General features: G+C 75.2%; 21 protein-coding genes. 14 read left to right on the plus strand and 7 right to left on the minus strand.

All coding sequences use genetic code 11. The annotated features are described in order from the left end of the window. Positions 1–5 precede the first annotated feature (5 nt). From E9529_RS22600 to ligA, 3 genes are read left to right on the plus strand one after another with little or no spacing between them, the layout of a single operon-like run. A complete protein-coding gene (locus E9529_RS22600; protein ID WP_236830279.1) occupies positions 6–1,859 on the plus strand; it encodes a bifunctional UDP-sugar hydrolase/5'-nucleotidase in 1,854 nt (617 codons plus the stop codon). A gap of 50 nt (positions 1,860–1,909) precedes the next feature. Next, on the plus strand, positions 1,910–2,920 hold the full coding sequence (locus E9529_RS06335; protein WP_236830280.1) for a methionine synthase: 1,011 nt from the start codon (positions 1,910–1,912) through the stop codon (positions 2,918–2,920). Between the two features lie 60 nt (positions 2,921–2,980). Beyond that, positions 2,981–5,119, plus strand: a complete 2,139-nt coding sequence (ligA, locus tag E9529_RS06340) for an NAD-dependent DNA ligase LigA (RefSeq protein WP_236830281.1) — start codon at positions 2,981–2,983, stop codon at positions 5,117–5,119. 68 nt (positions 5,120–5,187) lie between these two features. On the opposite strand, the gene E9529_RS06345 is transcribed toward ligA, so the two are convergent. Further along, entirely contained in the window at positions 5,188–7,500 is a 2,313-nt protein-coding gene (locus E9529_RS06345) for an HNH endonuclease signature motif containing protein (RefSeq protein ID WP_236830282.1), read from the minus strand. A gap of 119 nt (positions 7,501–7,619) precedes the next feature. Further along, positions 7,620–8,294, minus strand: a complete 675-nt coding sequence (locus tag E9529_RS06350) for an ACT domain-containing protein (protein ID WP_236830283.1) — start codon at positions 8,292–8,294, stop codon at positions 7,620–7,622. Positions 8,295–8,465: 171 nt separating this feature from the next. Between E9529_RS06350 and gatC the strand changes: the two genes are divergently transcribed. Genes gatC through E9529_RS06375 form a run of 5 tightly spaced genes read left to right on the plus strand, consistent with a single transcriptional unit; the run spans position 8,466 to position 12,540 of the window. Next, positions 8,466–8,783 carry an Asp-tRNA(Asn)/Glu-tRNA(Gln) amidotransferase subunit GatC gene (gatC, locus tag E9529_RS06355; protein WP_236830284.1) on the plus strand — a complete coding sequence of 106 codons (318 nt, stop codon included), beginning with the start codon at positions 8,466–8,468 and terminating at the stop codon, positions 8,781–8,783. Further along, complete coding sequence (gatA, locus tag E9529_RS06360) at positions 8,780–10,306, plus strand: Asp-tRNA(Asn)/Glu-tRNA(Gln) amidotransferase subunit GatA (RefSeq protein WP_236830285.1); 1,527 nt, start codon at positions 8,780–8,782, stop codon at positions 10,304–10,306. The genes gatC and gatA overlap by 4 nt, the downstream gene beginning before the upstream one ends. Further along, positions 10,303–10,497 (plus strand): hypothetical protein, encoded by a 195-nt coding sequence (locus E9529_RS22605; protein WP_236830286.1) that lies wholly within the window; start codon positions 10,303–10,305, stop codon positions 10,495–10,497. Before gatA ends, E9529_RS22605 begins: the two co-directional genes overlap by 4 nt. Continuing rightward, the gene (gene gatB / locus E9529_RS06370) at positions 10,494–11,993 is read left to right on the plus strand and encodes an Asp-tRNA(Asn)/Glu-tRNA(Gln) amidotransferase subunit GatB (protein WP_236830287.1); all 1,500 of its coding nucleotides are present in this window, start codon (positions 10,494–10,496) and stop codon (positions 11,991–11,993) included. Before E9529_RS22605 ends, gatB begins: the two co-directional genes overlap by 4 nt. A gap of 10 nt (positions 11,994–12,003) precedes the next feature. Continuing rightward, positions 12,004–12,540 (plus strand): GNAT family N-acetyltransferase, encoded by a 537-nt coding sequence (locus tag E9529_RS06375; RefSeq protein ID WP_236830288.1) that lies wholly within the window; start codon positions 12,004–12,006, stop codon positions 12,538–12,540. Between the two features lie 3 nt (positions 12,541–12,543). Here the strand turns inward: E9529_RS06375 and E9529_RS06380 are convergent, their stop codons facing one another. Continuing rightward, a complete protein-coding gene (locus E9529_RS06380) occupies positions 12,544–13,674 on the minus strand; it encodes a sorbosone dehydrogenase family protein (RefSeq protein WP_236830289.1) in 1,131 nt (376 codons plus the stop codon). Between the two features lie 62 nt (positions 13,675–13,736). Between E9529_RS06380 and E9529_RS06385 the strand changes: the two genes are divergently transcribed. Next, entirely contained in the window at positions 13,737–14,681 is a 945-nt protein-coding gene (locus tag E9529_RS06385) for a 2-hydroxyacid dehydrogenase (RefSeq protein ID WP_236830290.1), read from the plus strand. Here E9529_RS06385 and E9529_RS06390 read toward each other — a convergent pair. Next, on the minus strand, positions 14,675–15,061 hold the full coding sequence (locus E9529_RS06390) for a PH domain-containing protein (protein WP_236830291.1): 387 nt from the start codon (positions 15,059–15,061) through the stop codon (positions 14,675–14,677). The genes E9529_RS06385 and E9529_RS06390 overlap by 7 nt on opposite strands. A gap of 23 nt (positions 15,062–15,084) precedes the next feature. Continuing rightward, positions 15,085–15,903, minus strand: coding sequence for a helix-turn-helix transcriptional regulator (locus tag E9529_RS06395; protein WP_236830292.1), 819 nt, complete (start codon positions 15,901–15,903; stop codon positions 15,085–15,087). Positions 15,904–15,997: 94 nt separating this feature from the next. On the opposite strand from E9529_RS06395, the gene ilvD reads away from it, so the two are divergent. The 5 genes from ilvD to ilvC all read left to right on the plus strand — a co-directional run bounded on the left by ilvD (position 15,998) and on the right by ilvC (position 24,461). Then, positions 15,998–17,722 (plus strand): dihydroxy-acid dehydratase, encoded by a 1,725-nt coding sequence (gene ilvD, locus E9529_RS06400; protein ID WP_236830293.1) that lies wholly within the window; start codon positions 15,998–16,000, stop codon positions 17,720–17,722. A gap of 63 nt (positions 17,723–17,785) precedes the next feature. Next, on the plus strand, positions 17,786–20,623 hold the full coding sequence (locus E9529_RS22610) for a bifunctional diguanylate cyclase/phosphodiesterase (RefSeq protein WP_236830294.1): 2,838 nt from the start codon (positions 17,786–17,788) through the stop codon (positions 20,621–20,623). Between the two features lie 234 nt (positions 20,624–20,857). Continuing rightward, positions 20,858–22,741 (plus strand): acetolactate synthase large subunit, encoded by a 1,884-nt coding sequence (locus tag E9529_RS06410; RefSeq protein WP_236830295.1) that lies wholly within the window; start codon positions 20,858–20,860, stop codon positions 22,739–22,741. A gap of 96 nt (positions 22,742–22,837) precedes the next feature. Next, positions 22,838–23,365: an acetolactate synthase small subunit gene (gene ilvN / locus E9529_RS06415; RefSeq protein ID WP_236830296.1), complete on the plus strand. Its 528-nt coding sequence runs from the start codon at positions 22,838–22,840 to the stop codon at positions 23,363–23,365. 67 nt (positions 23,366–23,432) lie between these two features. Continuing rightward, positions 23,433–24,461, plus strand: coding sequence for a ketol-acid reductoisomerase (ilvC, locus tag E9529_RS06420; RefSeq protein ID WP_236830297.1), 1,029 nt, complete (start codon positions 23,433–23,435; stop codon positions 24,459–24,461). A 55-nt stretch (positions 24,462–24,516) separates the two neighbouring features. Here ilvC and E9529_RS06425 read toward each other — a convergent pair whose 3' ends face one another. Both E9529_RS06425 and E9529_RS06430 read right to left on the minus strand, forming a co-directional pair. Beyond that, complete coding sequence (locus tag E9529_RS06425; RefSeq protein ID WP_236830298.1) at positions 24,517–25,083, minus strand: hypothetical protein; 567 nt, start codon at positions 25,081–25,083, stop codon at positions 24,517–24,519. 118 nt (positions 25,084–25,201) lie between these two features. Next, positions 25,202–25,951, minus strand: a complete 750-nt coding sequence (locus E9529_RS06430; RefSeq protein WP_236830362.1) for a hypothetical protein — start codon at positions 25,949–25,951, stop codon at positions 25,202–25,204. Positions 25,952–26,098 lie beyond the last annotated feature (147 nt).

A 26,098-nucleotide genomic window follows, 5' to 3' on the forward strand; every position in this document is an offset into this window, starting at 1 on the left:
GTGCCGTGCCCCGGGTCCGTCCTGCCCGAGCGGCCCTGGCGGTGGTGCTGCTCCTCGTGCTGGCCGCCTGCCGCGCCGGCGCCGCACCCGGGGACGACGGGCCACCCGCGCCGGAGGCCGTGCCCGCCGCCCCCACGGACACCGAGGTCCAGGTCCTCGCGATCAACGACTTCCACGGGCAGCTGCGCCCGCCCCGCGGGCCCGCCGGCACCCTCGAGACGGGCGTGCCCGGCCCGGGTGCCGACGGCCGGCCGGGCACCGAGGACGACGGTCCGCAGCTCGTCGGTGGCGCGGCGCACCTGGCCCGGACCCTGGCCGACCGGCGGGCCGACTTCGGCGGGGAGCCGCAGGACTCGCTCACGCTGGGCGCCGGGGACATGGTCGGCGCCTCGCCGTTCGTCTCCGGTGCCTTCCGGGACGAGCCCGCGGTGGAGGTCCTCGACGCGCTCGGGCTGGACTTCTCCGCCGTCGGCAACCACGAGTTCGACCGCGGGGTGCAGGAGCTGCTGCGGCTCTCGGCCGCCGGTGACGGCAGCTTCTCGGACGACGTGGAGGCGTGCGCCGGTGTCGTCGCCGAGGAGACCGGGTGCTTCGCCGACAGCACCGGTGAGCCCTTCAGCGGGGCGGCGTTCGGCTACCTGGCCGCCAACGTCGTCGACCAGCGGACCGGCGACCCGGTCCTGCCGCCCTACGCGGTGGTGCAGACCTCCGGCGGCGTCGAGATCGGCATCGTGGGCGTCGTGACCGCCGACACCCCCGGGATGGTGCTGCCGTCCGGGATCGCCGGCTTCGAGTTCGGCGACGAGGCCGAGGCCGCGAACCGCTACGTGGCGGAGCTGCAGGACCGCGGGGTGGAGGCGATCGTGCTGCTGGTCCACGAGGGCGGGGCGCAGAGCGGTGGCTACGACGAGTGCGCCGGCGACCTGGCCGGCACGGCCATCGAGGAGATCAACGCCGCCGTGGCACCGGCCGTGGACGTCGTCGTCACCGGTCACACCCACGGCGCCTACGACTGCCGGCTCCCCGACCCGGACGGTTTCCCGCGTCCCGTCGTGCAGGCGGGCCCGCACGGGACCTCGGTCGTCGACCTCCGGTTCGTCGTCGGTGCCGACGGGGACGTGCGGCGGGACACCGTCACCTCGACCGCCGTGCCGGTGCTCCGGTCGGAGCCGGACCCGGAGGTGGCCCGGATCGTCGAGCACTGGACCGCCCGGGCGGAGGACGAGGGGGGCGACACCCCGGTCGCCGTGCTGACGGGCGACGTCCGCCGCGGCCCCGGCCCGTCGTCGCCGCTGGGCGTGCTCGTCGGGGACGCGATGCTGGCCGCGGCGACCGCCGAGGTCGCCGGGCCGGCGCCGCTCGCCGCCTTCACCAGCAGCGGCAGCATCCGCGCCGACCTGGTGGCCCGCGAAGACTCCGGCGAGGTCCGGCGCCGGGACGTGTACGCCGTCGTGTCGCTGCCGTACACCGTCGACGTCGTCACCGTCCCCGGGGCGACGATCCGGCAGGCGTTCGAGCAGCAGTTCACCGAGGACGGCGGGCTGGGGCCGTTCCCGCTCGAGGTCTCCGGCGGGGTCGCCTACTCGTACGACCCCGCGCGCCCGCCCGGCGATCGCGTCGACCCGTGCTCCCTCGTCCTCGGCGACCAGCGGGTCGACCCCGCGGGGAGCTACCGGATCGCCCTGACCTCGCACCTGCGGGTGGGGAGCGACGGGTACACGGCCTTCGCCTCCGGTGCCGGGGCGGTCCGCGGGCCGGACCTGTCCGACGCCTTCGTGGAGCACCTCGCGGCCCGGTCGCCGGTCGACCCGCCCGCGCCGGCCCGGGTGGTGGCCACCGCGGAGCGCCTGGCCTGCTGACCCGGCCGACCGTCGTCCGGGGCGTCCGACCGGCGGGCTAGCGTCGTGGCATGGCTGCATCGACCGAGAGCGGGCGTCCGGCACCCGGGACGTGGGGCCCCGCCACCGGTGTCGGGTCGTTGCCCGGCAGCGACGCCGCCGAGGCGGTGCGCACCGTGGTGGGGGAGCTGCCCGAATTCGCCCACCTGCCCGAGCTGCCCGGCCGGGGCGCCGGGGCCGACATGCTCGGCCGCAGCGCCGCCCTGCTGGTCGACCTCGCCGTCGACCTCACCCCGGCGGGCTGGCGGCTGGTGCCGCGGCCCGGCATCGACCAGCAGCGGGCCGAGGAGTTCCTCGCCCGTGACCTCGACGCCCTGCACGACCTGGCGGACGGCTGGACCGGGCCGTTCAAGGTGCAGGCGACCGGACCGTGGACCCTCGCCGCGGGGCTGGAGCGCACCCGCGGCGACCGCGCGGTCGTGGACCCGGGCGCCCGCCGGGACCTGGGCCAGTCGCTGGCGGAGGGGCTGACCGCGCACGTGGCGGCCGTGCAGGCCCGGCTCCCCGGGGCGCGGGTGGTGGTGCAGCTCGACGAGCCGTCGGTCCCCGCCGTCCTCCAGGGCGCGCTGCCGACGGCGAGCGGGTTCGGGAAGCTGCCGGCGGTCGCCGCGGACGTCGTGGAGCAGGAGCTGGCGGCCGTGGTGCGCGCGCTGCCCGGGCCCGTGGTCGTGCACTGCTGCGCGCCCCGGATGCCGCTGGGGCTGTTCCGCGCCGCCGGTGCGGCCGGGCTCTCGTTCGACCTGGGCCTGGTGCAGGACCTCGACGCGGTGGGGGAGGCGGTGGACGCGGGGGTGCACCTGCTGCCCGGCGTCGTCCCCGGCACCGATGCCGCGCTGCCCGCGCCCAGGGCGACGGCGACGCGGGTGCAGGCGTGGTGGCGGGAGCTCGGCTTCGCCGCCGACCGCCTGCCGGACGCGGTGACGCTGACCCCCGCCTGCGGGCTGGCCGGTGCGACGCCGGCCTACGCCCGCGCGGCCATGCGCCAGGTGCGCGAGGCCGCGAAGTACCTGCAGCCCGGCTGACCGCACCACCGGACGGGTGAGCGCCGGTTGACCGTCGTACCCGCCGGATACCGTTCGACCGTGAGCACCGACGCCGACCTCGTCGAACCGTCCGTCACCCCGGTGGCCGACCGCGAGGACCTCACCGAGGTCCCCGACGACGTGCGCACCCGGCACCGCGACCTCTCCGAGGAGCTGGACCGGTACGCGTTCGCCTACTACGTGCGGGACGAGCCGCTGGTCAGCGACGGCCAGTACGACGAGCTGATGGCGCAGCTGAAGGAGATCGAGGCCGCGCACCCGGCGCTGGTCACGCCCGACTCGCCCAGCCAGAAGGTCAACGGCGGCTTCACCGCCACCTTCGCCCCGGTGCAGCACCTGGAGCGGATGCAGAGCCTGGACAACGCGTTCAGCAGCGACGAGCTGTCGGCGTGGGCGGCGCGGGCCGAGCGGGAGGGCGCGGCCGGGGGCAGCTACCTCTGCGAGCTCAAGGTCGACGGCGTGGCCGTCGACCTCGTCTACGAGAAGGGCCGCCTGGTCCGCGCCGCCACCCGGGGTGACGGCGTGACCGGGGAGGACGTGACGGCCAACGTCCGGACGATGCGCGACGTCCCGCAGCAGCTCGCGGGGGAGGACGTGCCCGAGCTGCTCGAGGTCCGCGGTGAGATCTACTTCCCGGTGGCGGCGTTCGCCGACGTCAACGCGGCCATGGTCGAGCAGGGGCGGCCGCCGTTCGCCAACCCGCGCAACGCCGCGGCCGGCTCGCTGCGCCAGAAGGACGCGAAGGTCACCGCGTCGCGGCCGCTCCGGCTGGTCGTCCACGGGCTGGGTGCGCGCACCGGGTTCGAGCCGGAGCGCCAGTCGGAGGCGTACGAGGGGCTGCGGGCACTGGGCCTCCCGGTGAGCGACCGCTTCGAGGTGGTGGCCGACCTCGAGGGCGTCTGGGCCTTCATCGAGCGCTACCGCGAGCAGCGCCACTCGGTGGAGCACGAGATCGACGGCGTGGTGGTGAAGGTCGACCAGGTGGCGCTGCAGCGCCGGCTGGGGTCGACCTCGCGGGCGCCGCGCTGGGCGATCGCCTTCAAGTACCCGCCGGAGGAGGCGACGACGCGGCTCGTCGACATCCGGGTCAACGTCGGCCGGACCGGCCGGGTGACGCCGTTCGCGTTCATGGAGCCGGTGAAGGTGGCCGGGTCCACGGTGCAGCTGGCCACGCTGCACAACGCCAGCGAGGTCAAGCGCAAGGGCGTGCTGATCGGGGACACGGTCGTCATCCGCAAGGCCGGTGACGTCATCCCCGAGGTGCTGGGGCCGGTGGTCGCCGCGCGCACGGGTGACGAGCGCAAGTTCGTGATGCCGAGCCACTGCCCCGAGTGCGGCACGGAGCTGCGGCCGGAGAAGGAGGGCGACGCCGACATCCGCTGCCCCAACGCCCGGTCGTGCCCGGCGCAGCTGCGGGAGCGGGTCTTCCACGTGGCCGGGCGCGGTGCCTTCGACATCGAGAACCTCGGCTACGAGGCGGCGGTCGCGCTGCTGCAGAGCCGGCTGCTCACCGACGAGGGCGACCTGTTCTTCCTGGACGAGGAGCAGTTGTGCCGCAGTGCGTTCTTCACGCGGAAGAACGGCACCCTGTCGGCCAACGGCGCCAAGCTGCTCGCCAACCTGCAGACCCGCAAGGACGTCCCGCTGTGGCGGGTGCTCGTCGCGCTGTCGATCCGGCACGTGGGGCCCACCGCCGCGCAGGCGCTGGCCCGCGACTTCCGCTCGATGGACCGGATCACGGCCGCGACGGAGGAGGAGCTGGCCGCGGCCGACGGGGTCGGCCCGACGATCGCCCGCTCCGTGCGCGACTGGTTCTCCGTCGACTGGCACCGCGACGTCGTGGAGAAGTGGCGGCAGGCGGGTGTGCGGATGGCCGACGCCGCGGAGGACGCGCCGCCGGGTCCGCTCACCGGCGTCACCGTCGTCGTCACCGGCTCGCTGCGGGACTTCAGCCGTGACCAGGCGATCGCGGCGATCCAGGAGCGCGGCGGCAAGGTGACCGGGTCGGTGTCGAAGAAGACCGGTTTCGTCGTGGTGGGCGCCGACCCCGGCAGCAAGTACGACAAGGCCGTGCAGGTGAAGGCGCCGATCCTCGACGACGACGGCTTCCGCGTGCTGCTGGAGCAGGGCCCGGACGCTGCCCGCGAGGTAGCGACCATCGGTGACGGCACCGAGTAGCCGACGTTTCCTCACCACGCCCGCGCGGTGACGTCTGCGGCGGCCCGTCTGGCGAAGCGCTCACCGGGTCAGTAGGGCGGGGGAGTCGTGGTCGCGACCAGTCCGGTGGGGGTGGTCACCGTCAGCTGCCCGTCGGTGGCCAGTTCGTACCGCCAGCCCGGCGCCTGGTGCTTGCCCCGGTGGTGACCGGTGCAGAAGCCGACGAGGTTCTCCGCGCTGGTCGGACCCTCGGGCCAGGGGCGGTCGTGGTCCAGCTCCCCGCCGAGCGGCACGCGCCGGCGGCAGCCGGGGAAGCGGCACCGGCGGTCGCGGGCACGGAGGTACCGGTCGAGCGCGGCGCCGGGGCGGTACCCGTCGGTCGGGCCGGGCGGGCCGAGCCCGGGGCGGCCGGTGAGGTCGTGCGGGCAGCGGGCCCGCGCTCGGCGGCAGGCGGCGTCGTCGCAGCGGGCCAGGCGGCGGAGCTCACGGCTGTCGGTCAGCGCGAGCAGTGCGCCGGTGAGCTCGTCGACCACCGCGATCCGTGGCCGGTCGACCAGCGCCCCGCCGGCGCTGGCATCGAGCAGCGCGGCGAGGGCTGCGCGGCGGGACTCCCCGGCGGCGGCGCACGCGTCCAGGTCGCTCGGCGCACCGGTGACCCGACCCGAGGGACTGCGCAGCCACGTGTCCTCGTCGTCGCGGTCGGCGCGCTGCGCGTCGGCCTGTGCCCGCCGGGCGCGACCGATCGCCCGGTCCAGGTCGAGAAGGGCATCCGCGGCGGCTTGCAGTGACTCATGAGCGCCGGCCCAGCGCGCGTCGCCGTCCCCGTCGTCCATCGCGGGTGCCGGCTCCGCCACGGGCCGGTGGCCAGGTGCTGGTCCGGGATCGGCAGGGGAGGCGCACCACGAACCGGGGTGGGGGTCGGTGCGGCCGGAGGAACCGGGAGCGGGGTCGGGGCGACCCGACGAACCGGAGCTGAGATCAGGGTGGCTTCCTGGTCCCGAGCCGGCATCGGGGTCAGCGGCGGGCGCGGGATCGTCGAAGGCGCCGACGCTCTCGAGCCAGGCCACGTAGGGCGCTTCCTCGGCCCATCGCCGGAACAGTTCCTCCTCCGGTGTGTACTCGGCGCCGCCCCACTCACCCCGGAGAGCACGCGCTTCGACCTCCGCCCACCACCGCTCGTCGGCCTCCCGCCACTCCGTGGGCCAGGTGTCCATGGGCCAGCCGTCGGTGGGGCAGAGCTCGCCCGGCCCGGCGTCAGCTGAGCGAGCGTCGGCAGGCGTGGCGGCGTCGGTGGGGCAGAGCTCGCCCGGCGTGGCGCCGGCGGTAACGGTTCCCGGTCGGTCGTCGGCGCGAGGGTTCGCTGCCGGCGCGCGGTCGGGTGCGGGCGCATCCCCGGTGCTCTCGCAGCCATCCGCCGGCGATCCGGGGAGCAGGCCCAGGGCCCGGGCGAGCGCACGGACGACCTCGGCCGGCACCGGTTCGCCGCCGATCTCACCGGGCTGGTCGCCACCGAGCAGGCTCCGCACCCCGGCCACCACGGTGAGCTGCGCTTGCACGGCGGGGAGGTCGTTCTCCCCGGGCCGCAGCACCAGGTCGAGCAGGCAGTCGGCCATCTTCTGGCCACGGGTACGGGGGTCCTCCGGCTCGTCCAGTGCGTCGGCGTACCGGCCCAGCGCGTCGAGCAGCGCCTGCGCCTCGGGCACCGTGAGCAGTGCGCCGAAGGCCGCCATCCCCTCGCGTCGATCCGACCGCACCGAGACGCCCCGCTCCTGCAGCGACGCGGCCAACCGTGCGGCTTCGTCACGTGCGTCCCGGGCCAGGCCGAGGCGGCGTGCCTTGGCGCCCAGCTGCGCAGGGGTGGTCACCCGGCCGGACATCCACGCGAGCAGATCGCGCTCGACGGCGGCCCGCCGCGCCGCGTCGGCGATGGTCGCCACCCGCTCCAGCATCGGCCACAGGTGCCCGGGGTGGATCTCGCCGCGCTCCAACGCGTCCAACGTCGCGGGGAGCCGGTGCACCAGCGTGAGCGACCGGGTGAGCAGTTGCTCGGCGGCCTGGGTGGAGAGGGACAGCGCCACCACGAGTTCCTGCGCCGCCCACTCGCTGACCTCGGCCAGCACCTCCGGACGTGCGGCGCGGCGTTCCTCGCTCATCGCCCCTGGCTGACCCGCCGGCCGGTCGGACGCCGCGGGACGGCTCGCGGCGAACTCGGCGACCGCCCGGGCGCGCAGGGCCGTCTGGCGGGCGATCTCGCGGTCGGCTGCCTGCACTGCGCCGAGCGGGCCGGTCGCCCACCCGGCAGCCGGCGGGACCACCGCTGGTCGGGTCGGTGCGGTGCAGGTGGTGGCGCACCGGGGCGCGGCCGGGCTGCTCGCTCCCATGTGCTCCGCGACCTGCGCCATGCGTTCGATCATACGTTCGAACACCTGTCGCGGCAAGGCGGCTCGGTGCGGAAGTGCAGGTCAGCGGCCCCGGCGCGCGGTTTGGCGTCGAGCGGCAGGACTCAGGTGGGCGGCAGGGCTCAGCCGGGCGGCAGCTGTGCCACCGTCCTCGCGATGCCGGTGAAGTGCGCCAGCCGCAGCAGCTCCGACCGGCGGTAGGCCGGGCCGCCGGAGCGCCCGAGGACGATGGCCCGACCGGCCCCGTAGGGCACCGCCATCATCTCGATGGCCATCTCCTGCCACCGCTCGGGCAGCCACGGCTCGTCGCTGGGCAGCAGCCGCGGCCCCGCCAGCGGGAGCCACGGCAGCGTCAGGGAGGCAAAGGACGGCGCCGCCTCGGACGCGGCCAGCACCGCGCCGTCGGCGAGCGGGGCCGGCTGCCCCGAGTCGTCCAGGATCACCACCCACCCGCTGTGGAACACCCGTGGCAGCGACTCGGTGAGCAGCGCGGTCGGCGGGCGGTCGCCGCGGGCCAGCGCGTCCAGCAGGTCCAGCTCCCGGTGGGTGTCCAGCGGGCCGGCGAAGGGGCGCAGCGACTCCACCTGCACCCCGGGCACGGTCCGGACGGCGGTGATCAGGCTGTCGGGCAGCCGGTCGCCGGGGAGGTCCACGACGACGTCGTCCACCGCGATGCCGTGGCCGCGCTCGAGCACGTCGAGCGAGACGATGTCGACGCCGGCCGTGCCGAGCGCCGTCGCGACGGCGCCGAGGATGCCGGGGCGGTCGGGCAGGACCAGGCGCAGGAGATAGGACACGGTTCCTCCGGGGGACTGCTCGCCGGTTCGGGCCGATCTCCGTCGATCGCGGTCGGGAGGGAGCCTCTCACGCTGACCAGGGCCGGGGGGCCGCCACGTAGAGTGGCCCGGTCACGTCCCGGGTGCCAGAGCTGGCCGCCGGGCACTGCCGAAGTGGAGTTCCGCCGCAGCATGAGCACCCCCTCCCCGAAGGGCCAACTGACCCGCGACGAGGTGGCCCACCTGGCGCACCTGTCCCGGCTCGCGGTGAGCGACGAGGAGCTCGACCTCTTCGCCGGCCAGCTCGCCGCCGTGCTGGACGCCGTCGCGCAGGTCGGCAAGGCCGACGTCGCCGACGTGCCGCCCACCACGCACGCGGTGCCGATGACCAACGTCATGCGTCCCGACGTCGTCCGGCCCAGCCTGCCCCGCGACGTCGTCCTCGACGGCGCGCCGGCCGCGGAGGACGACCGCTTCAGGGTGCCGCGGATCCTGGGGGAGGAGGCGTGAGCGACGTGACCGCCACCGACATCACCACCACCAGCGCCGCCGCGCTCGGCGAGGCGCTGCGCGCCGGTGAGCTCAGCTCGGTCGAGGTGACCCGCGCCTACCTGGACCGCATCCAGGCCGAGGACGCGACCATCGGCGCCTACCTGCACGTCGACGCCGAGGCCGCGCTGCGGGCCGCCGAGCAGGTCGACGCCGCCCGCGCGAAGGGGGAGGAGCTCGGCCCGCTGGCCGGCGTCCCTCTCGCGCTCAAGGACGTCGTCGTCACCGAGGGCGTGCCCACGACCAGCGGCTCGAAGATCCTCGAGGGCTGGCGGCCGCCGTACGACGCCACCGTGGCCGCCCGGCTGAAGGCCGCCGGCACGGTGCTGCTCGGCAAGACCAACATGGACGAGTTCGCGATGGGCTCCTCCACCGAGAACTCCGCCTACCGGGTCACCCGCAACCCCTGGGACACCGACCGCATCCCGGGCGGCTCCTCCGGTGGCTCGTCGGCCGCGGTCGCCGCCGGCCTGGCCCCGTGGGCCATCGGCACCGACACCGGCGGTTCGATCCGCCAGCCCGCCGCCGTCACCGGCCTGGTCGGGCACAAGCCCACCTACGGGTCGGTCTCCCGCTCCGGGCTCATCGCGTTCTCCTCCAGCCTCGACCAGGCCGGCCCGATGACGCGCACCGTGCTGGACGCCGCGCTGCTGCACGAGGCGATCGGCGGGCACGACCCGCTCGACTCGACGAGCATCGACGCGCCCGTCCCCGTGCTCGCCGAGGCCGCCCGCCGCGGTGCCGGTGGCGACCTGTCCGGCCTGCGGGTCGGCGTCGTCACCGAGCTGGGCGGCGACGGCCACACCGACGGGTACGAGCCCGGCGTGCTGGCGCGCGTGGCCGAGGCGGTCGCACTGCTGGAGGGCATGGGCGCGGAGGTGCGGCAGGTCTCCTGCCCGGCGTTCGACCTGGCCCTGCCGGCGTACTACCTGATCGCCCCGAGCGAGGCGTCGTCCAACCTGGCCCGCTTCGACGGCGTCCGGTACGGCCTGCGGGTCGGCGACGACGGCAGCCGCGACCTCGACGAGGTCATGGCGCTCACCCGCGAGCAGGGCTTCGGTCACGAGGTGAAGCGCCGGATCATCCTCGGCACCTACGCGCTGTCCAGCGGCTACTACGACGCCTACTACGGGCAGGCGCAGAAGGTCCGCACGCTGATCACGCGCGACTTCACCAGCGCCTGGGACGACGTCGACGTGCTGGTCAGCCCGACCAGCCCGACGGTGGCCTGGCCGATCGGCGCCCGCGTCGACGACCCGATCGCCATGTACGCCGCCGACCTGTGCACGCTGCCGGCCAGCCTCGCGGGCATCCCGGCCATCTCCGTGCCGTGCGGGCTCTCCGAGGGCCTGCCGGTCGGCTTCCAGATCATGGCGCCAGCGCTGGCCGACGACCGGTGCTACCGCGTCGCGGCCGCCCTGGAGGCCGCGCAGGACGCCGCCCGCGGGCACGCCCTGCTCGACGCCATCGGGGGCCGGGCGTGAACGGCCCGCTCAAGGCCGCCTGGGCGCTCACCGCGTTCGTCATCGTCGCCGGCGTCGTCGGCTGGGCCGTCACCGGCGAGGCCGTCTTCGCCGTGTTCCTGGTCCTCGGCGTGCTGACCGCCGTCGGCGCCGTGGTGACCGGCCGCCAGCAGCCGGGCCCGGCCGCCCCGAAGGAGGACGACCCCTCGTGACCGACACCCTCGTGGACCTCGACGAGGTCCTGACCCGCTACGAGCCGGTCATCGGCCTGGAGACCCACGTCGAGCTGGGCACCGCGTCGAAGATGTTCTGCGGCTGCTCGACGACGTTCGGCGCCGAGCCCAACACCCAGACCTGCCCGGTCTGCCTGGGCCTGCCGGGCTCGCTGCCGGTGGTCAACGCCGACGCCATCGAGTCGACGATCCGCATCGGCCTGGCGCTCGGCTGCCGGATCGCGTCGTGGTCGCGCTTCGCCCGGAAGAACTACTTCTACCCGGACATCCCCAAGGGCTTCCAGACCAGCCAGTACGACGAGCCGCTGTGCACCGCCGGCCACCTGGACGTCGAGGTGGACGGCGAGACCTACCGCGTCGAGATCGAGCGGGTGCACATCGAGGAGGACACCGGCAAGAACCTGCACGTCGGTGGCGCCACCGGCCGCATCCACGGCGCCGACCACTCGCTGGTCGACTACAACCGCGCCGGGATCCCGCTGGTCGAGATCGTCACCCGGCCGATCCCCGGCACGGGAGCCAGGGCCCCCGAGGTGGCCCGCGCCTACGTCACCGAGCTGCGCGAGATCCTGCTCGCGCTCGGTGTCTCCGAGGTCCGCATGGAGCAGGGCAACCTGCGCAGCGACGTCAACACCTCGCTGGCCCCGATCGGCAGCCTCGAGTGGGGCACCCGCACCGAGACCAAGAACGTCAACTCGCTGCGCTCGGTGGAGCGCGCGGTGCGCTACGAGATGCGCCGCCAGGCCGCGGTCCTCGACGCCGGTGAGCGCGTGGTGCAGGAGACCCGGCACTTCCACGAGGACACCGGTTCGACGTCGGAGGGCCGCAGCAAGGAGGAGGCCACCGACTACCGGTACTTCCCCGAGCCCGACCTCGTCCCGATCGCGCCCGACGAGGAGTGGATCGAGAAGCTCCGGGCCGCGCTGCCCGAGCTGCCGGCCGCCCGCCGCGCCCGGCTGCAGGAGGAGTGGGGGCTCTCGGCCACCGAGATGGCGTGGATCGTCAACGCGGGCGCCCTCGGCCTGGTGAGCGAGACCGTCGCCGCCGGCGCCACCCCGGCGGACGCGCGCAAGTGGTGGCTGGGCGAGCTCGCCCGGCGGGCGAACGACGCCGGCGTCGAGCTCGCGGAGCTGCCGGTCACGCCGCGGCAGGTCGCCGAGCTGGCGGGCCTCGTGCAGGCCGGCACGGTCAACGACCAGCTGGCCCGCCAGGCGCTGGACGGCGTGCTCGCCGGCGAGGGTGACCCCGCGGCGGTCGTGGAGTCCCGAGGCCTCGCGGTCATGGGCGAGTCCGACGAGCTGGTCGCCGCCGTCGACGCCGCGATCGAGGGCAACCCCGACGTCGCCGAGAAGGTGCGCGGCGGCAAGGTCCAGGCGATCGGGGCGCTCGTCGGCGCGGTCATGAAGACCACCCGCGGCAAGGCCGACGCCGCCACCGTGAAGCGGATGCTGGAGGAGCGGCTGACCGGCTCCTAACCTCTGCCGCGTGGGGTCGCCCGAGGTCGAGCTGCGCCCGCTGCGGCGCGCCGACCTGCCGCTGCTGGCGCGCTGGCTGGCCGAACCGCTGGTGCGCCGCTGGTGGAACGACGACCCCGCCGCGGTGGAGGCGCAGTACGGCCCGAGCATCGACGGGGACGACCCCACCGCCGTGGACCTCGGGGTGCACGGCGGTGAGCCGTTCGGCTTGGTGCGGGTCTACCGGTTCGACGACGAGCCGGAGTCGGCGGCCGAGTTGCGGGGGGTCTGCCCGGTCCCACCCGGGGCGCTGGGCATCGACTACCTGGTGGGGGAGCCGTCCGTGCGCGGCCGCGGCCTCGGCGCCGGGATGATCGCGGCAGCCGTGGCCCGGAACTTCGCCGACCACCCGGACGCCACCGAGGTGCTGGTGCCGGTCGTCGCGGTCAACGAGGCCTCCTGGCGCGCCCTGCGCCGGGCGGGCGCCACCTCGTACGCCGACGGCGAGATGGAACCGGACAACCCGGTGGACTCCCGGCAGCACGTCGTCCACCGGTTCGTGCGCTGACTCCTAGAGCGGGGAGTTCGGCTGGCCGCCGGGCGGGCGGATACGCAGCACCTTGTCGTCGTCCTCGGCGGGGGAGCCGGCGCCGTCGCGGTTCGACGTCGTCACCCAGAGCGCGCCCTGGGCGTCCAGGACGACGGTGCGCAGCCGGCCGTACCGGTCGGTGAGCACCTCGTCCACGGCGCCGTCGACCGGGACGCCGTTCTCGTCGAGGGTGATGACGTGCACCCGCTGCCCGTCCCGGGCGCCCAGGAAGACGGTGCCGTTGGCCACCGCGCAGCCGCCCAGCCCGCCCTCCCCGGCCGGGACGGTCAGCAGGGGGACGCCCTCGCCGTCCTCCTGGACCAGGTCGACCTCGTCGGGCCCCTGGCGCGACTCGTCGGTGGCGTACAGCCGCTCCCCGTCCTGGCAGAGCGCCGTCACGTCCCGGTACCCCCGGCTGTGCACCGGGGTGAGGCTCTGCACCGGACTGCCGAAGACGTCGATGCGCAGCACCTTGCCGGCCAGCGACCCGGGGTCCGCCGCGAGCGCCGGGTCGCCGGTGTCACCGGTGCCGACGTAGAGGTTCCCGTCCGCGCCGGTCAGCAGCGCGCCGCCGTTGCCGGTCTCCCCGCGCGGGATGCCGGTGAGGACCGGGTTCGGCGTCCCCCCGATCGGGAAGCGCACCACGCGGTTGTCCGTCGCCGTGGTGATGTAGGCGAAGAGCAGCCCGTCCTCGAGGAAGGTGGGGGAGAGCGCGAGCCCCAGGAGCCCGCCGTCGCCGCTGGTGTCCACCCCCGGCACGGTCATGAGCTCCACCGCGGGGGACCGGTCGGGGAAGACCTGCAGCAGGCGCCCGGTCTCCCGCTCGCCGACCACGGCCGTGCCGTCGGGCAGCAGCACCAGGCCGGTGGGCACGTCCAGCCCGGTGGCGACGACGTTCGGGTCGCTCTCCTCCTCGCCCGAGCCCGGCTGCGCCGGGTCCGCGGGCGGCGGGAGGGTCGCCGTGGGCGGCCCCACCTGCGGCGGCGGACCCTCGGGCAGCGGCCGGAAGGGGCCGGCGGGCTCGTAGCCGCCACCGCCGCAGCCGGTCAGCAGCGCACCGGCGAGCAGGACGGCGGCCGCGCGCGGTGCGCCCCGCGCCCTCGTCGGCCTCACCCGGCCCAGGGTACGTGCGGCCGCCGTGCGCGCGCGGGCGCGCCGCTGGCTAGCGTGGGGCGGTGACGACCCTGGAGCTGGCGGCGGACGAGACGCTGCACGTGCTGGTCCCCTCCCGCCGGCTGGCCGAGGCGGTGGAGGAGCTGTCCCCGCGGGTGCGGGCGCACCGGGTGGTGCCCGCCGAGGGGCCGCCGCGGGGCGAGCCGGCGCAGGCGCAGGTGTGGGTCGCCGGCGGCGGCTCGGCCCCGCCGCCGGAGGGCTTCCTGGACGCGCTGCCGCGGCTGCGGCTGGTGCAGCTGACCAGCGCCGGCGCCGAGGGCTTCGCCGGGCGGATGCCCGAGGGCGTCGTGCTGTGCAACGCCCGCGGCGCGCACACCCCCGCCACCGCCGAGTGGGTCGTGGCGGCGACGCTCGCGGCCCAGCGCGGGCTGCCGTCCTTCGTCCGCGAGCACGACGCCGGCCGGTGGTCGTTCGCCACGCAGCGCTCGCTGGTCGGCGCCCGGGTGCTGGTCGTCGGCGCCGGTGACATCGCCGCGACGGTGGGCCGCATGCTCGCCGGCTTCGACGTGCGGCTCACCTACGTGGCGCGCCGGCCGCGGGAGGGGGTGCGCACGGTGGCCGAGCTGCCGGAGCTGCTGCCCGAGGCCGACGTCGTCGTCCTGCTCGTGCCCCTGACCCCCGAGACCACCGGGATGGTCGACGCGCGGTTCCTCGCGGCCATGCCCGACGGCGCCCTCCTGGTGAACGCCGCCCGCGGTCCGGTGGTCGACACCGGGGCGCTGCTGGCCGAGCTCACCTCGGGGCGTCTCCGCGCGGCGGTCGACGTCACCGACCCGGAGCCGCTGCCGGAGGGCCACCCGCTGTGGCACGCGCCCGGCCTGCTGCTCACCCCGCACATCGGCGGCGAGGTGCCGGCGACGCGGGAGCGGGCGACGGCGGCGGTGACCGAGCAGATCGGCCGCATCCTGGCGGGGCAGCCGCTGGCGAACGTCGTCGACGCCTACTGACCGGCCGGGCGGGCCGTGGGGTCGGCGAGGCGCCCGCCCGAGACGGCGGCGAGGCGGGGCAGGTCGCGCACCCGGAGCACCGGCAACCGCACCTCGGTGCCGCCCGTGGTCACCAGCCACACCTCGCCGCGCCCGCCCAGGCGGAGGCCGGAGAGCCCGGACCACGGCACGGTGCGGGAGCCCAGCAGGGAGCGGGCGGTGATGCCCTGCTCGCCGACGTCGACCCCGGCCCGGAGCACCCACGCGGCGACGGCGGCGGGCACCAGCAGCAGGAAGAGGCCCCACGGGCTGACCAGGGCGGTGGGCAGGACGCAGAGCGCGAGGATGACCACGGGCAGCAGCGCGCTCCGGGTCGTGCGGAAGCGGGCGGGAGGGGTCACGGACGTCGATCCTCCCAGACCGCTCAGCCGGCGAGCCGGGCCAACCGGGCGGCGCTGTCCGCCTGGGCCGCGGTGTAGACGACCAGCTGCAGACCCGGGGCGTCGGCCGGGGTGAGCTGGTGGTGCTCGAGGACCAACGTGCCCACCTCCGGGTGCTCGAACCGGCGCTCGGTGGACGTGAACCGGTCGACGTCGCGGCTCGCCCACCCCTCGCGGAACGCCGTGCTGGCCGCCTGCAGCCGCGTCACGAGGTCCGCCACCTCCGGGTCGGCCAGCCGAGGACCGACCTCCGCGCGGAACTGGGCGAGGAAGCGCCGGCTGTCGGTGGTCCAGTCGCCGAGGAGCCGGCGCACGGCCGGATCGGTGAAGACCAGCCACAGCAGGTTCCGGTCCCCGGCCGGCACCCGGGCCACTCCCGGGTAGAGGCGGGCGTACGCCGCGTTCCAGCCGGCGATCGACCAGCGCGAGGTGATCGCGTACGCGGGGGAGGGGCCGAGGGAGTCCAGCAGCCGCTGCAGGTGGGCCGGCATGGCGTCGACCGACTCGTGGGAGCGCACCGGGTCGTTGCCGGAGAGCCGCAGGACGTACTCGCGCTCGGCCGCCGACAGCTGCAGCGTGCGGGCGAGGGCGTCCACGACCTGCGGGGACGGCCGGATGTCGCGCCCCTGCTCCAGCCACGTGTACCAGGTGTGGCTCACCCCGGCGAGCAGCGCCACCTCCTCCCGGCGGAGGCCGGGAGTACGCCTGTTCGCGCCGGCGGGGAGGCCGACCGCCGCCGGGGCGAGCTGCCGCCGTCGCGAGGTGAGGAACTCGCCCAGCTCACGGCGTGCGGCGACGGTCATGCGCTCCCCGTTCGGTCCCGGCTCGGTGGTGGTGCCGGTACTAGTACCACGGCAGTCTCCGGGACGCCGGACCCGCGGCCTAGCATCGCTTCCCGTGACGATCGGCGAGGACCTCATCCCAGGGAACGAGCCCGCGGGCGCGACCCACAGCCCGCTCAAGCCCCGCAGCCACGAGGTGACCGACGGCCTGGCCAAGGCCCCGGCGCGCGCGATGCTGCGGGCGGTCGGCATGGGGGACGAGGACTTCGCCAAGCCGCAGATCGGCGTCGCGTCGTCGTGGAACGAGATCACGCCGTGCAACCTGTCGCTGGACCGGCTGGCCAAGCGCGTCAAGGAGGGCGTGCACGCCGCCGGCGGCTTCCCGCTGGAGTTCGGCACCATCTCGGTCTCCGACGGCATCTCCATGGGGCACGAGGGCATGCGGGCTTCGCTCGTCTCCCGCGAGGTGATCGCCGACTCGGTGGAGACGGTCATGTTCGCCGAGCGGCTGGACGGCTCGGTCCTGCTCGCCGGCTGCGACAAGTCCCTGCCGGGCATGCTCATGGCCGCCGCGCGGCTGGACCTGGCCAGCGTGTTCCTCTACTCGGGCTCCACGCTGCCGGGCAAGCTCGGCGACCGGGACCTGACGATCATCGACGTCTTCGAGGGCGTCGGCGCGTGCGCCCGCGGGCTCATCACGCAGGACGAGCTCGACGCGATCGAGAAGGCCGCCTGCCCGGGCATGGGCTCGTGCGGCGGCATGTACACGGCCAACACGATGGCCAGCGTCGCCGAGGCGATCGGGATGGCGCTGCCCGGCAGCGCCGCGCCGCCGGCCCCCGACAGCCGGCGCGACGCCTACGCGGTCGCCTCCGGCGAGGCCGTGGTCAACCTGCTGCGCAAGGGCATCACCGCCCGCCAGATCATGACCAGGGAGGCGTTCGAGAACGCCATCACCGTCGTCATGGCCCTGGGCGGCTCGACCAACGCCGTCCTGCACCTGCTCGCGATCGCGCACGAGGCGCAGGTGGAGCTCACCCTCGACGACTTCAACCGCATCGGTGACCGCACCCCGCACCTGGCCGACGTGAAGCCCTTCGGCAAGTACGTCATGACCGACGTCGACCGGGTCGGCGGGGTGCCGGTCGTCCTGCGCGCCCTGCTCGACGCCGGGCTGCTGCACGGGGACGCGCTGACCGTGACCGGGAAGACGATGGCCGAGAACCTGGCCGAGATCGCCCCGCCGGACCTCGACGGCACGATCGTGCACGCGATGGACGACCCGATCCACCGCACCGGCGGGCTGAGCATCCTGCGCGGGTCGCTGGCGCCCGAGGGCGCGGTCGTGAAGTCGGCCGGCTTCGACGCCGACGTCTTCGAGGGCACCGCCCGCGTGTTCGACGGCGAGCAGGGGGCCATGGACGCCGTCACCGACGGCACCCTGCAGCCCGGCGACGTGGTGGTCATCCGCTACGAGGGCCCCCGCGGCGGGCCGGGGATGCGCGAGATGCTCGCGGTCACCGGCGCGATCAAGGGCGCCGGCCTCGGCAAGGACGTCCTCCTGCTCACCGACGGCCGGTTCTCCGGGGGCACCACGGGTCTGTGCATCGGGCACGTCGCACCGGAGGCGACCGACGGTGGCCCGATCGCGTTCGTGCGCGACGGCGACCGGGTCCGGCTGGACCTGACCACGCGCACCCTCGACCTGCTGGTCGACGACGCGGAGCTGGCGCGGCGGAAGGACGGCTGGGAGCCGCTGCCCCCGCGCTACACCACCGGCGTGCTCGGCAAGTACGCCAAGCTGGTCGGGTCGGCGGCGCAGGGCGCGATCTGCGGGTGAGCCATCCGTCCGGGTGACCCCGGGGCGGCCGTGCCTCAGCGCGGCCGCCCCGGTGCCGATCTGGTGGCCGTGGATCCCTGGCCGGAGGAGACCGGCGGACGGCAGGTCGCCGTGCCGCCGCGCACCTGGCTGCGCCCTGCCCCGCGGCTGCCCGTCGCGCTGCCGGTCCCGGCCGCGCGCGAGGACGCCCGCGCCCGGCGGGAGTCGGCCACGGTCCTCGTGGTCCTGGGGGTGCTGGCCGCGCTGACGGTCGCCCTCCAGCTGCTGGCCGGCCCCCTCGCACAGCGGACCACCCCGCTGCTGCTCGCGCTCTCCTCGGCGGTCGCGGCGGTGGCCGTCGTCCGGCACGGTGACCGGCTCGACCGCCGGTCGCGCCGGCCCTGGCGCGCCCTCGCCCTCGTCGCCGCGCTCCTGGTGTGCGGGCAGCTGGTGTCGGTCGCCGACCCCGGCGGCGCCCACGCGCAGAGCGGCTGGGCCCACCTGCCGCAGGTCCTCGCCGTCCCCCTCGCGGTGGCGAGCTGCCTCTCGCTCCTCCCGCCCCGCATTGTCCGCCGGCTGGGCGTGCGTGAGCTCCTCGACGGGGCCGTCGTGCTCGTGGCGCTGGTGCTCGTCGCCTCGCTGGTGCTCTCCGGTGCCGTCGCAGGCAGCCGCGGTGCGGTCGGCGCGCTGCTGACCGTCGGCTACCCCGTCTCCGGCGCGCTCCTCTGCGGGGTCGCGCTGATGACCGTCTCGCGCGTACCGCGGTCGCGCCGGCGCTCGGCGGTCTGGCTGCTGGTCACCATGGTCGCCCTCGTCGTCGTCGCGATCGCCGGCGCGCTCGCCAACGTGCTCGGTGGCACCGCCTCCGGCGTGCTCACCGTGCTGGCGTGGTCGGGCATGCTGACCGCCGCCGTCCGGGCCGTCGACGACGACCCCGGCCTGCCGGCCGACGACGCCGTGGAACCGGCCGTACCGGTGCTCCTCGGTGTCGTCCTGGGGCACCTCACCAGCTACGGCGTGGCCGGCATCGTGGTGGCGCTGCTCAGCACCGGGCACTCGTTCACCCGCCTCGAGCAGGTGCTGGTGGTGGTGCTCGTCCTGCTCATGACGGCGCGCGGGCTGCTCTGGGCTGCCGACGACGCACGGCTGACCCGCCGGCTGGTGCAGACGGAGGCGTACTTCCGCGCCCTGGCCGCCAGTGCGGAGGACGTCACCGTGGTGCTGGACGGCGACGGCCGGGTGCACTGGGTGTCCGGCGCCGTCGACGGCCAGCTCGGCTGGTCCGAGCGCGAGCTCACCGGACGCCGGCTGGCCGACCTGGTCGACGCCGACGACCGCGCGGTGCTGGAGGCCGTCGTGCGCGAGGGTCTGCCCGCCGAGCCCGGCGCCCTGCCGCCGACCGTGCGCCTGGCCACCCGCGGCGGTGACCGGCGCGACGTCGAGCTCTCCGGCGCCGCCCGCGCCGGGGTGCCGGGGAGCGCCCTGCGGTCGGGGCTCGTGCTCCACCTGCGGGACGTCACGGCGCACCGCTCCACCCAGCGCGAGCTGGAGCGCATGGCCTGGACCGACTTCCTCACCGGGCTGCCCAACCGGGCCCGGTTCCTCGCCGCGCTCGAGGAGGCGCACGACCGCGCCGCCGCGGGCCGCGCGAGCTGCGTGCTGCTGGTCGACCTCGACGGGTTCAAGGCCGTCAACGACGTCGCGGGGCACGAGGCCGGTGACGAGCTGCTCACGCAGGTGGCCCACCAGCTGCGCACCGGCGCCCGCGAGCAGGACCTCGTCGCCCGGCTGGGCGGCGACGAGTTCGCCCTCCTCGTGCCGGGCGGGATCGAGGAGGCCACCGGGCTGGCCGAGCGGCTGGTGGTGGCCCTGGACCGCCCGTTCCGGGCCCCGTCGCCCGACGGGCAGGGCGTCGGCCCGCGGTTCGCCGTCTCCGGGAGCATCGGGCTGGCCGAGCTGGACCCCGCCGACGACCCGTCGGCCACCGTCCGGCAGGCCGACCTGGCCCTGCGCGCGGCGAAGGCCGCGGGCAAGCGCTGCGTGCGCTCCTCGGGGGAGGCCGTCGACGCGGCGGTGGGCCGGCGCACCCGGCTGGCCCGGGACCTGCCCGCGGCGATCGCCGAGGGTCAGCTGCGCGTGCTGTACCAGCCCGTCGTCGGCGTGCACGACCGCCGCGTGCTGGGGCTGGAGGCGCTGGTGCGCTGGGAGCACCCGCTCCTGGGCACCGTGCCGCCGGACGAGTTCATCCCGCTGGCGGAGGAGGACGGCCTGATCGTCCCCCTCCAGCGCTGGGTGCTCCGGGTGGCGACCGAGCACGCGGCCGTGCTCCTGGCCGACGGCTGGGACGTGCAGACCGGCGTCAACATCTCGCCCCGCCACCTGCAGGCCGGCTGCCTCGCCCCGGACGTCGCCGCGGCGCTCACCGCGGCGCAGCTGCCCGCGGGCAAGCTGGTCCTGGAGATCACCGAGTCGGTGCTGCTGGACGCGCACGAGGGGGCCCTGGGTGACCTGAGGACGCTGCGCGGCATGGGCGTCGTGCTCTCGCTGGACGACTTCGGGCGCGGCTGGTCCTCGCTGGCGTACCTCGCCCGGCTGCCGGTGCAGATCCTCAAGATGGACCGCGAGTTCGTGGCCGGCATCGACACCGACCCGCGCGGCCTCGCCCTGGTGGCCAGCGTCGTCGAGCTCGGCCGGTCGCTCGGCATGGACGTCGTCGCCGAAGGCGTGGAGACCGAGGCCCAGCTCGCCGAGCTGCAGGCCATGGACTGCCGCTACCTGCAGGGTTACCTCTTCGGGCGGCCGATGCCCTTCGCCGAGCTGCGCGCGCTGCTGGCGGGCTTCGACGGCTCGGTGCTGGACGTCACGGACCTCGCGACGTCGGAAATGGACCGAGGTGTCCACCTGGTGGGACGGGACGGTTGACGCCGGGCGGGCCGCGGGCGCACAGTGTCCCCGTGCCTCGCACCCGCATGCTCGCCGACGCCCGCACCTCCGGCGTCCTCGTACTCGCCTAGCGCGTCCGGTCACCGACCGACGCGCTGACCCTTCGTGCCTGCGGCACGAGGGGTTTTTTGTTGGCCGTGACCTGCCGCACAGCGAGCACGCCGCCCGTCGCACCAGCCCGTACCACGCCGCAAGGCACAGGAGATCCGCGCGATGACCAGCACCCCCCACGAGGCCCCCGGCTCCGAGGCCGCCACCCGCGAGGCCGCGGCGGCGCTGACCGGCGTCGAGACCACGGCCCGCTCCGTGGCCGAGGCCGCCGCCCAGCCGGCGGCCGGCATCACCGGCGCGCAGAGCCTCGTCCGCTCGCTCGAGGCGGTCGGCGTCGACGTGGTCTTCGGCATCCCTGGCGGGGCGATCCTGCCGGCCTACGACCCGCTCTTCGACTCCCACGTCCGCCACGTGCTGGTGCGCCACGAGCAGGGCGCCGGTCACGCCGCCACCGGGTACGCCCAGGCCACCGGCCGGGTCGGCGTCTGCATGGCGACGTCGGGCCCCGGCGCGACCAACCTGGTCACCCCGCTGGCCGACGCCTACATGGACTCGGTGCCGGTCGTGGCCATCACCGGGCAGGTGCCCAGCGCCGCCATCGGGACCGACGCCTTCCAGGAGGCGGACATCCGCGGCATCACGATGCCGATCACCAAGCACAACTTCCTGGTGACGCACGCCGAGGAGATCCCGCAGCGGATCGCCGAGGCCTTCCACCTGGCCGCCACCGGCCGCCCCGGCCCGGTCCTGGTCGACATCCCCAAGGACGTGCTGCAGGCGACCACCGACTTCGCCTGGCCCCCGCGGCTGGACCTGCCCGGCTACAAGCCGACCACCCGCCCGCACGGCAAGCAGGTCCGCGAGGCCGCGGGGCTGATCGCCGGGGCCCGCCGGCCGGTCCTCTACGTCGGCGGCGGCGTGCTCAAGGCGCGGGCGACCGAGGAGCTGGCCGCGCTCGCCGCGCTGACCGGCGCCCCGGTGGTCACCACCCTCATGGCCCGGGGTGCGTTCCCCGACAGCAGCCCCCAGCACCTGGGCATGCCCGGCATGCACGGCACGGTGGCGGCGGTGACCGCGCTGCAGAAGGCCGACCTCATCGTCGCCCTGGGCGCGCGGTTCGACGACCGCGTGACCGGCCAGCTGTCCAGCTTCGCGCCCGAGGCGCTGGTGGTCCACGCCGACATCGACCCGGCCGAGATCGGCAAGAACCGCAAGGCCGACGTGCCGATCGTGGGCGACGCGAAGGAGACCATCGCCCAGCTCGTCGAGGCCCTGCGCGCCGAGCACGAGGCCGGCCGCACCCCCGACCTCACGGCCTGGTGGGCCCAGCTGGACGACTGGCGCCGGCGCTACCCGCTCGGCTACGACTGGCCCGAGGACGGCACGCTGTCCCCGCAGTACGTGATCGAGCGGCTCGGGGCCATCGCCGGGCCCGACGCGATCTACACCTCCGGCGTCGGCCAGCACCAGATGTGGGCCGCGCAGTTCATCGCCTACGAGAAGCCCGGCACCTGGCTCAACAGCGGCGGGCTGGGCACGATGGGCTACGCCGTGCCGGCCGCGATGGGCGCCAAGTACGGCTGCCCGGAGACGACCGTGTGGGCCATCGACGGCGACGGCTGCTTCCAGATGACCAACCAGGAGCTGGCCACCTGCGCCATCGAGGGGATCCCGGTCAAGGTCGCCGTCATCAACAACGGCAACCTCGGCATGGTCCGGCAGTGGCAGACCCTGTTCTACGAGGGCCGCTACTCCAATACCAGGCTGCACGCCCGGAACGCCGACGGCACCCCGAAGCCGGTGCGCATCCCCGACTTCGTGGCGCTGGCCGAGGCGCTGGGCTGCGTGGGGCTGCGGTGCGAGACCAAGGAGGAGGTCGACGCGGTCATCCAGAAGGCGATGGAGATCGACGACGCCCCGGTGGTCATCGACTTCGTGGTCGGGGCCGACGCCCAGGTGTGGCCGATGGTGGCCGCAGGGGCGAGCAACGACGACATCCTGGCCGCGCGCGACCTGCGCCCGGTCTTCGGCGACGGGCAGGTGTAAGGACCCCGCTTCCCCCCACCACCTCGCTCCGCTCGGCGGCGGGCCCCTGAAGCGGGGCCGACGGCTGATGGCGGTGCGCACGAAAGGAACGTTGCGATGTCACGGCACACGCTCTCGGTGCTGGTCGAGAACAAGTCCGGGGTGCTGGCCCGCGTCTCGGCGCTGTTCAGCCGCCGCGGCTTCAACATCGAGTCCCTCGCCGTCGGGCCGACCGAGAACCCCGACCTCTCCCGCATGACGATCGTCGTCGACGCGGAGAGCCAGCCGCTCGAGCAGATCACCAAGCAGCTGAACAAGCTCGTCGAGATCATCAAGATCGTCGAGCTGGACGGCGGGGCCGCCGTGCAGCGGGAGCTGCTGCTGGTGAAGGTGCGCGCGCCGATGGCCGAGCGCACCCAGGTCCTGCAGACCGCCGAGCTGTTCCGCGCCCGCGTCGTCGACGTCAACCCGGACACGGTGACGCTCGAGGCGACCGGGACCCCCGACAAGCTGCAGGCGCTGCTGGCGGTGCTCGCGCCGCTGGGCATCAAGGAGATCGCCCAGTCGGGCACCGTCGCCCTGGGCCGCGGCCCGCGGGCCATGTCCGGCGCCGGTACCTTGCGCCCGGTCGAGCGCACCGCCTGATCCGCACCACCCCCCTCGGGCGGTTTGTGCACAAACCGCCGGACCGAAAGAAGGAGAGCACCACAGCATGGCCGCCGAGATCTTCTACGACGACGACGCCGACCTCTCGATCATCCAGGGGCGCACCGTCGCCGTCCTGGGCTACGGCAGCCAGGGGCACGCCCACGCGCTGTCGCTGCGCGACTCCGGCGTCGACGTCCGCGTCGGCCTGCCCGAGGGCAGCAAGAGCCGGGCCAAGGCCGAGGCCGAGGGGCTGCGGGTCGTCACCCCCGCCGAGGCGGCCGCCGAGGCCGACCTGATCATGATCCTGGCGCCGGACCACGTGCAGCGGCACCTGTACACCGAGTCGGTCGAGCCCAACCTGCAGGACGGCGACGCGCTGTTCTTCGGCCACGGCTTCAACATCCGGTTCGGCTACATCAAGCCCCCGGCCGGCGTGGACGTCGCGATGGTCGCCCCGAAGGGCCCCGGCCACCTGGTGCGCCGCGAGTTCGAGAACGGCAAGGGTGTGCCCTGCCTCGTCGCGGTCGAGCAGGACGCCAGCGGCAGCGCCCTCCCGCTCGCGCTCTCCTACGCGAAGGCCATCGGCGGTGCCCGCGCCGGCGTCATCAGGACGACGTTCGCCGAGGAGACCGAGACCGACCTGTTCGGCGAGCAGGCGGTGCTCTGCGGTGGCGCCAGCGCGCTGATCACCGCCGGGTTCGAGACCCTGACCGAGGCCGGCTACCAGCCCGAGGTCGCCTACTTCGAGTGCCTGCACGAGCTCAAGCTGATCGTCGACCTCATGTACGAGGGCGGCATCGCCAAGCAGCGCTGGTCGGTGTCCGACACCGCCGAGTACGGCGACTACACCTCCGGCCCGAAGGTCATCGACGCCCGCGTCAAGGAGTCGATGAAGGAGGTCCTCGGCGCGATCAAGGACGGCTCGTGGGCCGCGGCGTTCATCGCCGACCAGGACGCCGGGGCGCCGGACTTCAAGCGCCGCCGCGCCGAGGCCGAGGCACACCCGATCGAGGAGACCGGGCGCAAGCTGCGCGGTCTGATGAGCTGGGTGTCGGCGTCCGACGACTACACCGGCACCGCCGCCCGGAGCTGAACGACGACGGCCCCCGCTGCCGGGCAGCGGGGGCCGTCGTGCGTCCGGCGGGAGGTCAGACGGACTGACCGCGCGCGGCGAAGTACTGCCGTGACTGCTCGGTGCGCAGCAGGACGACGATGAGGATCGGCAGCACGAAGCCCAGCAGGCCGGTGAAGACGAAGCCCTCGTCCTGGACCAGGCCCCAGAGCAGGTACAGCAGCTGCAGGGCGATGGACGCGTAGCTGCCGAGCAGCAGCAGTCGCGGCTCCTGCCCGCGCAGCACCTGGATGCCGCCGACGAGCAGGACGACCGCCGACGCGAACGACAGCAGCGCCAGGATGCCCAGCAGGGCGTCGATCTCGAAGACGGCGCCGATCGCGAAGAGGGTCAGCAGCCCGCCGAGGGTGCCCAGCCCGCCGATGACCACGCCGATGACCGCCGCCGCGGTGACCTGACCCGGGCGCTGACCGCCGGGCGCCTGGCCGTAGCCGGCCGGCGCGTTCGGGTAGCCGTACCCCTGCCCGTACTGCTGGGGCGGCTGCTGCTGGCCGTACCCGGGCCCCGGCTGCTGGCCCGGCGGCGGCGCCCAGCCCGGCTGGCCCTGCGGACGGTCGGGATCGGGACCGGTGGGGCTGGTCATCGCGGTTCCTCCTGCCTGGGGTCCCCGTCGCGACCGACGGGGAGGTCGGTAGTGATCGTCACACCGGGGCCGGGCCGGGGCAGCCCCGACAGGGAGCGGCCGGCCGGAACCACCCGGTTCAGCGACCGGTGCGGCGGTAGCGGTGGGCGGCGAAGAACTGGGTGGCCGGCCGCAACGACAGCAGGACGACGATCGCCAGCGCCGCGAGCCAGAAGAGCAGGTTGACCACGAGGTCGCCGGAGGTGCCGTCGACGAGGCTGCCGAGCAGGCCGATGGTCGTGAACGCGAGCGCGATCGAGCCGCCGACGAGCAGCAGCACCCGGCTGCGGCCGGTCAGCGCCCACACCGAGCCCCAGACCATCACGACCGTCCACGCCAGGGCCAGCACGCCGACGGCGATCAGCGCCCCGCCGATGGCGCCGCTCACCGCGCCGAACCCGGGGATCTCCTCGTCCAGGCCGCCACCGGCGCCGCTGGCGGCCGCCCCGAAGACCAGGAGGAAGAAGGTCACCAGCAGCCCGATCGCGCCGTAGACGAAGCCGAGCACGGCCGCCGTGACCACCCCGCCCGGCTTCGCCGGCACGCCCGGGTCGCCGTACCCGCCGTAGGGCTGGGCGTACTGCTGGCCGTAGGGCGAGGGCGCCCCGTACTGCTGGCCGTACCCCTGCTGGCCGTAGGGCGAGGGCGCCCCGTACTGCTGCTGGCCGTACTGCGGCTCGCCCTGCTGGCCGTACCCCTGCTGGCCGTACCGCGGCTGCCCGTACTGGCCGTACTGCTGCTGCTCGTAGGAGGGCTGGCCGTGCTCCTGACCGCTCCCGCCGCCGTACGGCTGGGACTCGGAACGACGCTCGTCGTCGGACTGGCTCACTGTTCTCCTCCGTCGGGGCCGGGCTGCGCCGGCGTCCCGGTCAGGATGTCGGTGCCGCCGGGCGGGAGCAAGGACCGCCGCGGCAGCCGGCGCGCGGTGCCGGTGGAGCCGTCCCACCGGTGCGTCGGCGGCCCGGACGGCAGGCCC

It is taken from the genome of Blastococcus sp. KM273128, from assembly GCF_021698975.1.
In the GTDB taxonomy this organism is placed as follows: domain Bacteria; phylum Actinomycetota; class Actinomycetes; order Mycobacteriales; family Geodermatophilaceae; genus Blastococcus.